Genomic DNA, 13,917 nt, shown 5'->3' with positions numbered 1-13,917 from the left:
CATTCTTGTGCGCTTTTGGGTGTCTGTGTGTGGTGCTATTCGGTGGCGCCGGACCCTTCGGAGTCACCCCGGCCGGCGGTGTCGATGACGCAGAAACGGTTGCCCTCGGGGTCGGCCATGATCACGTAGTCCGCGTCCGCGGGCCGTTTGCTCCACTCCACGCGGGTGGCGCCCAGGCCAAGGAGCCGCTGCACTTCGCCGCTGGTCCTCCGTGTACAGGTCCAGATGGATGCGCGGCGGGATGTGCACCGACGAGGGGACGCGGTCCAGGGAGATGCAGGTTCCCGTGCCGCCGGGCGGCTGCAAGATCACAAAATCGACGGAATCGTCGTTGGGTGCATGCCGCGGCTCGAAGCCGAGGGCGGCCTGCCAAAAGGCCATCTGGGCCTGGAGGTCATCAACGCGGATCACGATCGAGCCAATGCTCAGCATCCGGCCAAGCTACACCGACGCAAAGTGGCCCGCAACGGTGTTGGAACGACGCCCTCCATTAGGCTGGCTGCAAAGAACCCCTCCCGGCGGGCTGCGCTTCCGTGGCGCCCAGCCCGCCCCGAGCCGACGGAGCAGTTGGAGAATCATGACCCGGAAGATCACAGTCAGCCTGCCCGACGCGGTACTTCGTGAGTACCTGAAGCCGCACGCGGATGTCACCGTTGTGGAGTGGGACTTCACGGGCGAGCCGCCGCAGCCGCAGATCGACATCGTGGTCCCGCCGTACATGGGCGGCACGCGCGTTCTCCGGAATCTCGAGGCGGTGGAGACCACACTCGTTCAAAGCCAGTCGATCGGCTACGACGGCGTGGCGGACTCGCTCCCGGCCGGCAGGGTCTTCGCCAACGCCGCCGGAGTGCATGAAACTTCCACTGCGGAACTGGTCCTCGCCATGATCCTGGCCAGCCAGCGGGAGTTTCCGCGGCTCATGCGCAACCAGCAGGAGGGCCTCTGGGAAGCCCGGCCCACCGCCAGCCTTGCCGACCGCCGCGTCCTCATTGTGGGCTACGGCGGCGTGGGCAAGGCGATTGAGCAGCGGCTCATCCCGTTCGAAACCACGGTGACACGCGTGGCCAGCCGGCAGCGGACGGACGGGAACGGCGTCATCCACGGCATTGCCGAACTGCCGGAACTGCTGCCGGACCACGACATCGTGGTTGTCGGGGTCCCGCTCGGCGACGCCACCAGGCACCTTATCGACGACAAATTCCTTGCGGCAATGCCCGACGGCGCGCTGCTGGTCAACGTGGCCAGGGGCCCGGTGGCGGACACTGAGGCCCTGGTCCGCCACACCGCTTCGGGACGGATCCGCGCCGCGCTGGACGTCACGGATCCCGAACCGCTGCCCAAGGACCACCCGCTGTGGGGCACACCCGGAGTCATCATTACCCCGCACGTGGGCGGTGCGAGTTCCGCCATGCGCCCGAGGATGGGCCGGCTGCTGCAGCGGCAGATCGACCTCATGCTGGCGGGTGAGCCGCCGGTCAACGTAGTGCTCGGGGGCCGACCCGGCTAGCCGAATTCCGGGGACGTCACAAGGCGCAGGCACAGGAATCCATCAATGCTCGTATCGTTCGGAGGTTCATTTGGAAACCGTCAATCAGCTCCTCGACTCGATCAAGGACGTGGGCCGCGACGCGGTGCGCGGAGGCTACTCCCGGGCCGTCTACTCGACGGCGGAACTCGACTTGAGGACATGGTTCATCGAACAGGCGCTCCAGCGCGGCCTGTCCGTCGAGACCGACCGCAACGGCATTATCTGGGCCTGGTGGGGCAAACCCCAGGACGGCGCCCTGGTCACGGGAAGCCATCTCGATTCAGTGCCCGGCGGCGGCGCCTTTGACGGCCCGCTGGGCGTCGCATCGGCACTCGCGGCCGTGGACATCCTGATAGCCCGCGGAAAAGTGTCGAACCGGTCCCTGGCCATCACGGTGTTCCCGGAAGAGGAGGGCTCACGCTTCGGCGTTGCCTGCCTCGGATCCCGCCTGCTCACCGGAGCCATCGACGTCGACAAGGCACGGAACCTGCGCGACGGCGACGGCAACACCTTTGCGGACGTCGCACGGTTGAACGGCCTCGATCCCAGGCACGTCGGTCCGGATCCCCAGGCCCTGGCGCGGATCGGAGACTTTGTTGAACTGCACGTGGAGCAGGGCAAGGGCCTGGGCACGGGCGGCCCGGCCACCGCCGTCGGAAGTTCCATCCTGGGGCACGGCCGCTGGAAGCTGAGCATCAGCGGCCAGGGCAACCACGCCGGGACCACCCTGATGGCGGATCGCGCGGATCCGATGGTCGCAGCGGCACAGATTATCGTCGCCGTACGCGACGCCGCCGCAGCCCAGCCGGACGCGCGTGCCACGGTGGGACGCCTGATGCCGGTGCCCGGCGGGACCAACGTCATTGCCTCCCGTGTGGACATGTGGCTCGATGCCCGGCATCCCGACGACGCCGTGACCGCCCGGCTGATCGAAGCGATCTACGCCGCCGCCCGGCAGATAGCGGCGGCCGAAGGATGCTCCGTTTCCCTCACGGAAGAGTCCTACAGCCACACTGTCCATTTCGATCCCGGCCTGACCCAGCGGATCAGCCGGATCCTGCCCGACGCCCCGCTGCTGGCTACCGGAGCCGGCCACGACGCCGGGGTGCTCTCCGCCTATGTGCCGTCCGCGATGCTCTTCGTCCGCAATCCCAGCGGCATCTCGCATTCGCCCGAAGAGTATGTTGCCGACGAGGACGCAAGCACCGGCGCCGGTGCCTTGGCGGATGTCCTGGAGGGTCTCCTGTGACCGGGCTCTGGTGCGAGACGGCTGTTGTCGGCGGAGGCCCCGCAGTGCGCGCGTCGGTGCGGCTGGACGTGCGGGACGGCCGCATCGAGCGAATCACTTCCGGCGCGGAACCGCAGCCCGGCGACCACATCCTGAAGGGCGTCGTCTTTCCGGCCGCCGCCAACGCCCACTCCCACGCCTTCCACAGGATCCTGCGCGGACGGACGCATGACGGACGAGGTGATTTCTGGGTGTGGCGGGAGCAGATGTACCGGAGCGCGGCCGAACTGACGCCGGAAACCTACGAAAAGCTCGCCAGTGCCGTGTTCGCGGAAATGGTGGTTGCCGGCTTCAGCAGCGTGGCCGAGTTCCACTATGTCCACCACCAGCCTGGTGGCGCTCCCTACGCGGAACCGCATGCCATGGAGCTGGCCCTGGCCCGGGCGGCAATGGCAGCAGGGATCCGACTGACGCTCCTGGACACGCTGTATCTGGCGGGAGGGATCGGTACGCCGCTGAGTCCCGAACAGCAGCGGTTCGGCGACGCCAACGTCCAGGCTTGGCTGGAGAGGCTCCTTTCGCTCCGGAACGAAATCGCGCAAAGCTTTCCACCGGAGATGGTCGGCGTGGGGGCCGCGCTGCATTCCGTGCGCGGCGTGCCCGATACGGACCTGGCGGCGGTGGCTGAACAGCTGCCCCCGGATATGCCCCTCCACATCCACCTCAGCGAACAGCCGGCGGAGAACGAGGCCTGCCTGGAGGCGTACGGCGTCACCCCCGCGGGCCTGTTGGAGCGGCACGGCCTGCTGTCCGGGCGGCTCTCGGCCGTCCATGCCACGCATCTGACGTCCGGGGATGTCGCTTTGCTCGGCAACGCCGGCGCCACGGTGGTGATGTGCCCGAGCACCGAGGCCGACCTCGCCGACGGGATCGGTCCGGCCCGCGCATTGTCCGACGCCGGAGCCACCATCGCGCTGGGCACGGACCAGCATGCCGTCATCGATCCCTGGATTGAAATGCGCACGCTGGAACACGGGGAACGGCTCGGCTCCGGCCAGCGCGGCAGGTTCTCGCCGCAGGAACTGCTGCGGGCCGCTACGGATGGGGCAGCCCGCTCCATGGCAACCCCTATCGCCGGCGCTCTTGTGGTCGGTGCGGTCTGCGACCTGATGGCCGTTGATCCTGATTCTGCCCGCACTGCCGGTTCCAAGGCAGAGCAGTTCCCGTTCAGTGCCACAGCCAGCGACGTCACCGACGTCGTGATTGGCGGGGAGCTGGTGGCCTCCAACGGCGCCCACGTGCGGCTCGGCCAGCCTGGCCGCCTCCTGACGGAGGCGCTGAAAAAGTTTTCCTAACTCATGCTCCTGCGGCGCGCACAACGCACCACTCGTTGCCTTCGGGGTCCTGGAGCACCTGGAACGTGCCCACAGTGTCCATGTGAATCTTGCCGATCCTGACGGCTCCGAGGGCTTCGGCGGCGTCAGAGGCTGCGGGCACATCCTCCACGTGCACGTCTATGTGGAGCCGGTTCTTCCCTTGTTTGCCCTCGGGCACCCGTTGGAAGGCCAGCCGCGTCCATCCCGGCGGGTCGATGAAGGACCACGCATCACTTCGATGCACTGGTTCGCCACCGAGGACCGAGGACCAGAACTCGGCAAGCGAGGCCGGGTTTTGGCAATCCACTACGACCTCATCAACGCGTCCAATCATTTTCCGAGCCTACCGCCGCACCGGGAAGCAGGGCGACGGGCATACGGCGAAGGCCGTATGCCTATCGCTGTAGCCTCATAGGGAATTCCCAAGAGCCCGAAGGAAACCATGCCCCGCCATCACTTCAGTCCGCAGCTCTACCAGTCCGCAGCTCCGTTCTCCCACTACGTCGAGCACGGAAGTGTCGGATACACCGCAGGCATCATTGGCCAGCGCCGTGATACCGGAGAACTGGTCTCGGACGATGTCTCCGAGCAGTGCGACACGATGCTGACCAATCTGCAGATCCTGTTGGACGAACAAGGACTGTCACTGAGCAATCTGCTGCGCACGACTGTCTATCTGACCGATTATCAGGACTTTGAAGCCATCAACGATGTGTATGCCCGGCGGCTGCAAGAACCGTATCCGGTCCGCACCACTGTTCAGGTGGTCGCCCTTCCGCTGGGTGCCAAGGTACAGATTGACGCAGTTGTTGCTGTTCCCTGAAGGGACCTACAGCGAAACGCGGCCGCTCACCACAGTGCGGCTGACCCCGCCAACCCAGATGCTTTCGTCCTCGACGGTGACGGTCACCAGGCCGCCGCGTCCCAGGACGGTGCCTTGCTGGACGGTGTAGTCACCGTCCACCACTCCTTCGCTGAGGAGCCATTGCGCGAGCCCGGCGTTAAGGCTGCCGGTTACAGGATCTTCGGGAACGCTGAACCCGGGCACGAAGGCCCGGACCTCATAGTCCGCCGGTCCTGCCTCCGCGTAACTTCCGATCACGCCAACACAGAGCTGGTCCATCAGGGCGAAGTCAGGCTGCAGCTCCAGCACTTGCTCTGCTGATTCCAGTCGGATTCCTATCCAGCCCGGGCCGTTGTCCACCCAGTTGCTGCCAAGGACCCGGGCGCCGTCGATGCCCAGGCTGGCGATGGCCTGCTCCAGTACCGCCGGTTCAACGGGGCCGGACCGGACCAGCGGCGGTGCCGCGAAGGCCAGATCGGCATCGGTGCGGCGGATTTTCACCAGCCCTGCCTCGCATTCCTGCACCAACTCCCCGTCACGGCGGGGCTGGCCGCCCTTGTCCAGCCAGGCGTGGGCAGAACCCAGCGTGGGATGCCCGGCGAACGGCAGTTCGGACGCCGGGGTGAAGATCCGCAGCTTGTAGTCCGCTTCCGGGTGGGTCGGATTCTGCAGGAACGTGGTCTCGGACAGGTTGGTCCAGTTCGCGAAGCTCTGCATCTGTTCAGTGGACAGGCCTTCGGCGTCATGCACGACGGCGACCGGGTTGCCGGCTTTGGGGCCCGGGGCAAAGACGTCTACCTGGGAGAAGGGATATTCGTTCACAACGGTGGGCATGCTGGCCTTTCTCTGGATTGCGGGAACTCCGGCGGGAGACCGTACCCATCCACGGTAGGTGGCTGCGAAGCGCGCGCACCATAGCCAAATCCGGAAAGTGGCCTTGGTCAGCCTTCGCCGACGAGCCCCTCCCAGGACCACTGTGGGATATGTAGCCCGTCCGGCACGTCATCCGGGGAACGCTGGTACTTCGACATCGTGGTGTTCGTCGCCCAGGCGAAGTAGTCGTACAGCACTTTGCGGACGACGTCGTCGTCGGTGAGCCCCACGTCCGTCAGGGCCTGGTCGAAGCAGGCGATGGCCCTTCGGTCCATATCCTCGTGCTGCCCGTTGCCGCTGTGGATCCGCACCACTGATGTCTCGTCCCCGTAGGAGCCCGAAAAGTCCGGAGGGCCGCCCAAGGCCTCAGCCCAATAGGCAGCGAGCCGCCGGCTGTGGTCGGGATGGAACCCGTGGCTGAACGCATGGCTGACCACCTCGTCAGCCATGACCCTGGCATGCCATGCGTTGGCCAGGGTCAGGAAAAAGTCGGCACCGCCAGCAGCCTCGTACACCGTCTGCATGCAGCAACGATGCCACGCCGCACGGAAGCGCGGAAGGGTCAGGACCAGCCCGAACGACGGCGGCCCTGACCGCCGACCGCGCTAGGGACGGGCATCAGCCGGAGACTCGTATCGCAGCCGCCCGGCAGTAGCCACCGCAGCCACCCCCGCTTCGCCCTGAGAGGAACCCGGTCCACTCGCAGGTTCCGGTCGTAAACTGGCCTTCGAATCTGATTGCGCGGGATCTTACGGACCCCACGCGGCGTGAAGTGGAGTCCGGATGCTCTGGAAACTGCTCGTTGAATACCTGCGGCCGCAGCGGCAGCTGCTGCTCGCCGTCGTGATTTTCCAGCTGGCGCAGTCAATCGCGTCGCTGTACCTACCCACCCTCAATGCGGACATCATCGATGAGGGCGTGGCCAAGGGGGACACCGGCGTCATCCTCAGCCTGGGTGGCCTGATGCTGGGAATCACGCTGCTGCAGATCGTGTGCTCGGTGATCGCCGTGTACTTCGGGGCGAAGGCGGCGATGGGCGCGGGCCGGGACCTGCGCGGGGCCATCTTCACAAGAGTGGGGGAGTTCTCCGAGCAGGAAGTCACGAAGTTCGGCGCGCCCAGCCTGATCACCCGGTCTACCAACGACGTCCAGCAGGTCCAGCAGCTGGTGCTGATGGGCGCCACCATGATGGTGGCCGCACCCATGCTCGCCATCGGCGGCGTGATCATGGCCGTGCGGCAGGATGTGCAGCTGTCCTGGCTGATCGCCGTCGCCGTGCCGGTCCTTATGATCGGGGTGGGGCTGATCATCATCAGGATGGTGCCGCTGTTCCGGAAGATGCAGAAGCGGATCGACACCGTGAACCGGGTCCTCCGCGAGCAGCTCACCGGCATCCGCGTGGTGCGCGCGTTCGTCCGCGAGGACATCGAAACCGCCCGCTTCGCCCAGGCCAACGAGGACGTCACGGACACCGCGCTGCGTGCCGGCCGGCTGATGGCGCTCGCGTTCCCCGTGGTGATGCTGGTGCTGAACGTCTCCAGCGTGGCGGTGATCTGGTTCGGGTCGTTCCGGATCGAGGACGGATCCATGCAAGTGGGCACGCTCATCGCGTTCCTCAGCTACCTGATGCAGATCCTGATGTCAGTCATGATGGCCACCTTCATGGCCGTGATGATCCCGCGCGCCGCGGTCTCCGCGGACCGGATCGGCGAGGTGCTGGGCACCGAGTCGAGCGTCCGGCCGCCGAAGAGTCCGCTCAGCAGTGCGGTGCGCCGCGGCGAGCTGGAAATGCGCGACGTCGGGTTCGCCTACCCGGGTGCCGACCAGCCCGTCCTCTCCGGGATCAGCTTCACGGCCAGGGCGGGGCAGACGACGGCGATCATCGGCAGCACCGGCGCGGGCAAGACCACCCTGGTGAACCTCATGCCGCGGCTGTTCGACGCCACCACCGGCTCGGTGCGGATGGACGGCGTGGACGTCCGCAAGCTGCACCCCGACCTGCTCTGGGGGCACATCGGCCTGGTGCCGCAGCGGCCCTACCTGTTCTCCGGGACCGTCCGCAGCAACCTGCAGTACGGCAAACCGGACGCCACCGAGGACGAGCTTTGGTCCGCATTGCAGATTGCCCAGGCGCGCGACTTCGTGGAGGAGATGGAGGGCGGGCTCGATGCGCCCATCTCCCAGGGCGGCACCAACGTTTCCGGCGGGCAGCGGCAGCGGCTGGCCATCGCCCGGGCCTTGGTGAAACGGCCCGAGCTGTACATCTTTGACGACTCGTTCTCCTCGCTGGACACCGGCACCGACGCCCGGCTGCGGCGGGCTCTCAAACGCAACACCGCCGGCGCCACGCTGGTGATCATCGCGCAGCGCGTGTCCAGCATTGTGGATGCGGACCAGATCCTGGTGCTCGACGACGGCAGGATCGTCGCGCGTGGAACGCACGGGGAGCTGCTGGAGACGTCGGAGACGTACCGGGAGATTGTGTCCTCCCAGCTGGCAGCGGAGGAGACGGTATGAACGCGCCGCAACGGCCGACGTCGGACGCTACGTCCGCGCACACCGCCGCCCCCGGCGGAACCGCACCCGCCTCGAAAACCGGGACTGCCGACGTCGTACGTATTCCCCGTCCGGCGGGCGGACCGGGACGCGGCGGACCGTTCGCGGGGATGAACGTCCCGGCGGAGAAGGCGATGAACTTCTGGCCGTCGGCCAAGCGGCTGGTGGGCACGCTGCGGCCGGAGCGGGCGTGGCTGGTGCTGGTGCTGGTCATGGGGGTGGCCAGCGTGACGCTCTCGGTGATCGGGCCGCGGCTGCTGGGGGAGGGCACCAACCTGATCTTCTCGGGGGTGGTGTCCCGGCAACTGCCCGCAGGGGTCAGCAAGGAGCAGCTGATTGCGCAGCTGCGGGCGGCGGGGGAGAACCAGAAGGCGGACATGCTGACGCCGATGGCGCTGACGCCGGGGGAGGGGATCGACTTCGCGGCGCTGTCCAGCGTGCTGCTGTGGGCGCTGGTGCTGTACGTGCTGGCGTCGGCGTTTATGTGGGTGCAGGCGTATGTGCTGAACGGGGTGGTGCAGCGGACCGTGTTCGGGCTGCGCGGGGAGATCGAGGCGAAGATCCACCGGCTGCCGCTGCGGTATTTCGATTCGATCCAGCGCGGTGAGCTGCTGAGCCGGGTGACCAACGACGTCGATAACGTCTCACAGAGCCTGCAGCAGTCCATCAGCCAGGCGGTCACGTCGGTTCTGACCGTGGTGGGCGTGCTGGTGATGATGGTGATCCTCTCGCCCACGCTGGCCCTGATCGCGCTGGTGACCATTCCGCTGACGCTGGGGATCACGGCGCTGATCGCCAAGCGCTCGCAGAAGCTGTTTGTGGCGCAGTGGAAGCACACGGGCGAGCTGAACGGGCAGATCGAGGAGACGTACACCGGGCATGCGCTGGTGAAGGTGTTCGGCCGGCAGCGCGAGGTGGAGGAGCGGTTCCGGCAGAAGAATGTGGAACTGTACGACGCGAGCTTCGGCGCGCAGTTCATCTCCGGGCTCATCATGCCGGCCATGACGTTCATCGGGAACCTGGTGTATGTGGGGATCGCGGTGGTGGGCGGTCTGCAGGTGGCGACCGGGGCCATGCAGCTGGGCGACGTGCAGGCGTTCATCCAGTACTCGCGGCAGTTCACCATGCCCCTGGCGCAGCTCGGATCCATGGCCAACCTGCTGCAGTCCGGGGTGGCGTCCGCCGAGCGGGTGTTCGAGCTGCTGGATACGGACGAGCAGTCGCCTGATCCTTCTCCCGGTTCCTCGCCCGACGGCGGGCGGGGGCGCCTGGTGTTCGAGAACGTGTCGTTCTCCTACTCGCCGGACAAGCCCCTCATTTCGGACCTGAGCCTGGTGGCGGAGCCGGGGCAGACGGTGGCGATCGTTGGGCCGACCGGGGCGGGGAAGACCACCCTGGTGAACCTGATGATGCGCTTCTACGAGATCGATGCGGGGCGGATAACGCTCGACGGCGTGGACGTCACCGCCATGACGCGGTACGAGCTGCGCTCGCGGCTGGGCATGGTGCTGCAGGATACGTGGCTGTTCGGCGGATCGATCCGGGACAACATCGCGTACGGCCGGCCTTCGGCTACCGAATCCGAAATTTTGGAGGCTGCGCGCGCGACGTACGTGGACCGGTTCGTGCACTCGCTGCCGGAGGGCTACGACACGGTGTTGGAGGACGAGGGTTCCAACGTGTCCGCCGGCGAGAAGCAGCTGCTCACGATCGCCCGGGCGTTCCTGGCCCGGCCGTCCGTGCTGATCCTGGACGAGGCGACTTCGTCAGTGGACACTCGGACCGAGGTGCTGGTGCAGAAGGCGATGCGTGCCCTGCGGTCGGACCGGACGAGCTTCGTGATCGCGCACCGCCTGTCCACCATCCGCGACGCCGACCTCATCCTGGTGATGGAGGCCGGCCAGATCGTGGAGCAGGGCACCCACGCTTCCTTGTTGGCTACCGGTGGAGCCTATGCGCGGCTGTACGAGGCGCAGTTCGCGGCGCCTGCGGCGGAGGTTTGAGGTTTGCTTGCGCGCTTCACAAAAGGAATCATTTATCAGCAAGTTCTGGGCGTATTGGGCGCGTTACTTGAAGTAGATAAGAGTGTAATGCCGAGGTTGCGCACAATTGGTTATAGCGGAGTGGGCATGTATTCTTCTGGTGTACCACAAGAATTTATTTCGATACGGTGCTCTCGGACAGGCTTACGGAAGGTACTCATTGGCGACGTTGGACCGAATTACGGAATCTCTCCTGAATTCATTTATTGACCAGGAGCAGTTGCAGCACCTAAAGACGCATGAAGCCTTTGAACACTTTGCTGCTTTTTCTGTCATAGCCCCAAAGTTGCATGAGAGCCTCGCTACCGATGACGTGGCCGTGGGCCACGGGAGTACACCGGGTATCGATTCTCTTGCCATTGTCACAAATGGTGCGCTAATCAGTTCGCCGGATGAGTTGGATGAGCTGACCAAGAGCGGAAGTAGCATTGATGTCGACTTCTATTTCATTCAAAGTAAGACGAGTGGGAAATTTGAAGGTGCGCGCATGGCTGACTTCGCAGACGAAGTCAGGTCCTTCTTCCAGAGTAACGACGTGCACGCCAGCCTCCAGGAGGCGAAGGAGTTAACGACAAAGCTACTCAGTCTCGGTATGCGGCTGAAGCGAAATCCGACATGCCACATGTATTACGTCACTCCAGGCAGGTGGAATGATGATCCTTACCTCCAAAAGAAAATTGCGACTTCCGTGGAGCGATTGGAAGACACAAATATGTTCTCCAAGGTACTGTTCACTCCAGTCGGAGCAAATCAGCTCCAGGATATGTACCGGGCAGCCCACAGTAAAACTGAGGTCAATTTCACCTTCTCCAGTAAAGTCACCCTTCCAAAAATCGAGGGTGTGCAACAGTCGTACATTGGAGTCTTGCCTGGATCCCAGTTTCTTCAAATCATTAGAGATGTCGACGGTGATCTGCGAAGAGGTATCTTCGAAGATAACGTCCGGGATTTTCAGGGGTCCAGTAATCCGGTTAATGCGAAGATTAGAACATCCATTGCAAAGAGCGGCGACCGATTTAGCGTCCTCAATAATGGTGTGACAATTGTAGCTAAAGCGGCCACGGTCCTAGGTGATGAGTTTACACTTGAAGATTTTCAGATTGTGAATGGTTGTCAAACCTCGAACGTTTTGTTTGAAGCCAGGGAATCACTCTCGGATGTAACCATCCCGGTGCGGATTATTGTGACCCAAGACGACTCGATTGCGACGCAGATTACAGATGCAACTAATAGTCAAAGCCAAGTAAAAACTGAAGATCTATATTCGCTCCTCCAGTTCCAGCGCAAGTTGGAGGCGTTTTTCGCTACTTACTCTGAGCCAGAGCGCCTTTACTATGAGCGGCGATCTCAGCAGTATCGAGCAATCTCCAGTACCCCGAGAAGTCGGGTTGTAACTCGCGCGCAGCTGGTTAAGTCTTTTGCGTCGGTTTTCCTTGATGAACCCAACAGGGCGAGCCGTTACTACTCGACTCTCTATTCTGTCCTTGGCGAGCGTCTGTTCAACGATGATCATGAACTGGAAAGCTATTACGCTGCGGCCGTGGCCCTTTTCCGGAGTGAAGCCCTCTTCCGAAGTGGTGTCCTGAAGAATGATCTGAAGCCCGTTCGGTACCATCTTCTTCAGGCTGTTAGGCACCTTGTCGCAGGGAACAAGTTGGAGCCGTTTAATAGCGCGGCGCAGAAGAAGACAGCAGCATCCTTCGCGGCGCTTCTTTGGAACCCGACTCATAGTGAATTAATTTTCGCTGCGGCGGCCAACGTCGTCGTCGATGCATCCGACGGAAACGAGTTGACTCGCGACTTCTCCAAACTGGCGACCTTCACGAAGCGTGTGGCGGAAGAGGCGGCAACCGCCCGGGCGTTGTTGCAGAGTGAGTCCTGGATTCTCACTTAATTCCAACTTCGGCTGGGAGCCCGGAGGGCGACGGTGGGAACTTCTTGCCGTCGCCCTTGCATGTTCTTGTGGTAGCGCAGGGAGCCATTTATTCCCTTGGTACCCGCAGAACCCCTACAGCCGCCACCAAATACGGCACCGGATCCGGATCCGTCCCCGCGGCCCACAGCATCCAGGCCTCGAACGTCGCGCCCATGAACGCGGCGCACAGATACCCGGCAACGTCCTCGCCGACCCCTGCCGAAACCAGATACGCCCGCGCCCGGTCCCGCTGCGGTGTCAGGGACTCGTAGCTCCGATTCGCCAGCTCGGGGTGTTCGGCGATCAGCCGCAGCCGCCCCCGTGTCACTGCCAGGTCAGGAATAACAGCAACCCCTGCAACAGCGGCCTCCCGCAGCGCCGCCAGCACGTCGCCGTTGGAACCGCCGTCGGCCCCGCCCGAAGCGCGGGCTGAATCCAATACCCGCCCCGACGCTTCCACCACCGGATCCGTGCCGCCCCAGACAAGCTCGGCTTTGTTCGAGAAGTGGCGGTACAGGCTCTTGCGCCCGATTCCCGCCTCGCGCGCGATGTCCTCCATGGAGGTTTGCTCGTAGCCGCGCTCGGCGAACAGGCGCAGCGCGATGGCGGCCACGGCATCGGGATCAATTGTCACCGGGCGCCCGGTGGGGCGTGGAACGGCGGTGGTCAAAGCATCCGAAGGCATCCCACCAGTATTCACCCTTACATAATGACACAGAGTGTCATAAGGTGGATCGCATCACCCTCAGCAACGTCTGGAAGGACATCATGGGCAACGAAGCTTCATGGCAGGAAGCCACCACCAACGGCCGCTTCGCCGGCAAGACCGTCATCGTCACCGGCGCAGCCTCCGGCATCGGCCAGGCCACCGCCCTGCGCATCGCCAAGGAAGGCGGCCGCGTCGTCGCCGCCGACATCAGCAAGGAACGCCTGGACGACCTGGTGGCCGAAAACGCCGGACTGGACCTGGTCCCCGTGGCCGGCGACATCTCCACAGAAGAGACCGTGGCCGCCGTTCTCGCTGCCGCCGGCGGACGCGTCAATGCCCTGGCCAACGTCGCCGGCATCATGGACAACTTCGCCCCGATCCACGAAGTGGAAGACGAACTCTGGGACCGCGTCTTCCGGATCAACGTCACCGCCCTGATGCGCCTCACCCGCGCCGTGGTGCCGCTGATGCTCGACGTCGGGGCAGGCTCGGTGGTCAACGTCGCCTCCGAAGCCGGGTTGCGTGGTTCCGCCGCAGGCGCCGCCTATACCGCGTCCAAGCATGCCGTCGTCGGCCTGACCAAGAACTCGGCCGTGATGTACGGGCCCAAGGGCCTGCGCTTCAACGCCGTAGCCCCCGGCCCCACCATCACCAACATCGTGGCCAACTGGGGATCCCAGCTCGCGGCCGAACGCCTCGGCCCGCTGATGCAGGCCACCGTCCCCACGCCCGCCACCGCGGCGCAGCTCGCCGCCTCCATCACGTTCCTGCTCAGCGACGACGGCACCAACGTTAACGGCGCCATCCTCGCGTCCGACGGCGGCTGGTCAGCGCTCTAAAGCACCT

12 protein-coding genes and 1 pseudogene are annotated in these 13,917 nt (G+C 64.5%); 8 read left to right on the top strand and 5 right to left on the bottom strand.

Going from position 1 to position 13,917, the window contains the following annotated elements; translation table 11 throughout:
• Nucleotides 1-35 precede the first annotated feature (35 nt).
• A pseudogene (locus tag J7I79_RS01625) lies at nucleotides 36-381 on the bottom strand (VOC family protein).
• Between the two features lie 196 nt (nucleotides 382-577).
• On the opposite strand from J7I79_RS01625, the gene J7I79_RS01620 reads away from it, so the two are divergent.
• The 3 genes from J7I79_RS01620 (at nucleotide 578) to J7I79_RS01610 (ending at nucleotide 4,111) form a co-directional block, all read left to right on the top strand.
• Nucleotides 578-1,507 carry a 2-hydroxyacid dehydrogenase gene (locus J7I79_RS01620; protein ID WP_214949387.1) on the top strand — a complete coding sequence of 310 codons (930 nt, stop codon included), beginning with the start codon at nucleotides 578-580 and terminating at the stop codon, nucleotides 1,505-1,507.
• A 70-nt stretch (nucleotides 1,508-1,577) separates the two neighbouring features.
• Nucleotides 1,578-2,777 (top strand): allantoate amidohydrolase, encoded by a 1,200-nt coding sequence (locus J7I79_RS01615; RefSeq protein WP_214949385.1) that lies wholly within the window; start codon nucleotides 1,578-1,580, stop codon nucleotides 2,775-2,777.
• Nucleotides 2,774-4,111 (top strand): formimidoylglutamate deiminase, encoded by a 1,338-nt coding sequence (locus tag J7I79_RS01610; RefSeq protein WP_214949383.1) that lies wholly within the window; start codon nucleotides 2,774-2,776, stop codon nucleotides 4,109-4,111. Before J7I79_RS01615 ends, J7I79_RS01610 begins: the two co-directional genes overlap by 4 nt.
• A gap of 1 nt (nucleotide 4,112) precedes the next feature.
• Here J7I79_RS01610 and J7I79_RS01605 read toward each other — a convergent pair whose 3' ends face one another.
• Complete coding sequence (locus J7I79_RS01605) at nucleotides 4,113-4,466, bottom strand: VOC family protein (RefSeq protein WP_214949381.1); 354 nt, start codon at nucleotides 4,464-4,466, stop codon at nucleotides 4,113-4,115.
• A 108-nt stretch (nucleotides 4,467-4,574) separates the two neighbouring features.
• Here J7I79_RS01605 and J7I79_RS01600 point away from each other — a divergent pair, with 108 nt between their 5' ends.
• Nucleotides 4,575-4,955 (top strand): RidA family protein, encoded by a 381-nt coding sequence (locus J7I79_RS01600; RefSeq protein WP_214949373.1) that lies wholly within the window; start codon nucleotides 4,575-4,577, stop codon nucleotides 4,953-4,955.
• Nucleotides 4,956-4,961: 6 nt separating this feature from the next.
• Here the strand turns inward: J7I79_RS01600 and J7I79_RS01595 are convergent, their stop codons facing one another.
• On the bottom strand, nucleotides 4,962-5,810 hold the full coding sequence (locus J7I79_RS01595; protein ID WP_214949371.1) for a PhzF family phenazine biosynthesis protein: 849 nt from the start codon (nucleotides 5,808-5,810) through the stop codon (nucleotides 4,962-4,964).
• 107 nt (nucleotides 5,811-5,917) lie between these two features.
• The gene (locus J7I79_RS01590) at nucleotides 5,918-6,373 is read right to left on the bottom strand and encodes a group II truncated hemoglobin (protein ID WP_214949369.1); all 456 of its coding nucleotides are present in this window, start codon (nucleotides 6,371-6,373) and stop codon (nucleotides 5,918-5,920) included.
• A 259-nt stretch (nucleotides 6,374-6,632) separates the two neighbouring features.
• On the opposite strand from J7I79_RS01590, the gene J7I79_RS01585 reads away from it, so the two are divergent.
• The 3 genes from J7I79_RS01585 (at nucleotide 6,633) to J7I79_RS01575 (ending at nucleotide 12,341) form a co-directional block, all read left to right on the top strand.
• Nucleotides 6,633-8,366 carry an ABC transporter ATP-binding protein gene (locus J7I79_RS01585; RefSeq protein WP_214949366.1) on the top strand — a complete coding sequence of 578 codons (1,734 nt, stop codon included), beginning with the start codon at nucleotides 6,633-6,635 and terminating at the stop codon, nucleotides 8,364-8,366.
• Nucleotides 8,363-10,408: an ABC transporter ATP-binding protein gene (locus J7I79_RS01580; protein ID WP_285291274.1), complete on the top strand. Its 2,046-nt coding sequence runs from the start codon at nucleotides 8,363-8,365 to the stop codon at nucleotides 10,406-10,408. The genes J7I79_RS01585 and J7I79_RS01580 overlap by 4 nt, the downstream gene beginning before the upstream one ends.
• 199 nt (nucleotides 10,409-10,607) lie before the next feature.
• On the top strand, nucleotides 10,608-12,341 hold the full coding sequence (locus J7I79_RS01575; protein ID WP_214949364.1) for an AIPR family protein: 1,734 nt from the start codon (nucleotides 10,608-10,610) through the stop codon (nucleotides 12,339-12,341).
• 88 nt (nucleotides 12,342-12,429) lie between these two features.
• Here the strand turns inward: J7I79_RS01575 and J7I79_RS01570 are convergent, their stop codons facing one another.
• Nucleotides 12,430-13,047 (bottom strand): TetR/AcrR family transcriptional regulator, encoded by a 618-nt coding sequence (locus tag J7I79_RS01570; protein WP_214949362.1) that lies wholly within the window; start codon nucleotides 13,045-13,047, stop codon nucleotides 12,430-12,432.
• Between the two features lie 83 nt (nucleotides 13,048-13,130).
• Here J7I79_RS01570 and J7I79_RS01565 point away from each other — a divergent pair, with 83 nt between their 5' ends.
• The gene (locus J7I79_RS01565) at nucleotides 13,131-13,910 is read left to right on the top strand and encodes an SDR family NAD(P)-dependent oxidoreductase (protein WP_214950029.1); all 780 of its coding nucleotides are present in this window, start codon (nucleotides 13,131-13,133) and stop codon (nucleotides 13,908-13,910) included.
• The last annotated feature ends 7 nt before the right edge of the window (nucleotides 13,911-13,917 follow it).

Origin of the sequence: Arthrobacter sp. ISL-69 (assembly GCF_018613775.1) — a bacterium.
Lineage (GTDB): Bacteria > Actinomycetota > Actinomycetes > Actinomycetales > Micrococcaceae > Arthrobacter.
The sequence above is the reverse complement of the archived record's forward strand: the minus strand, read 5'-3'. Positions and strand labels throughout refer to the sequence as shown.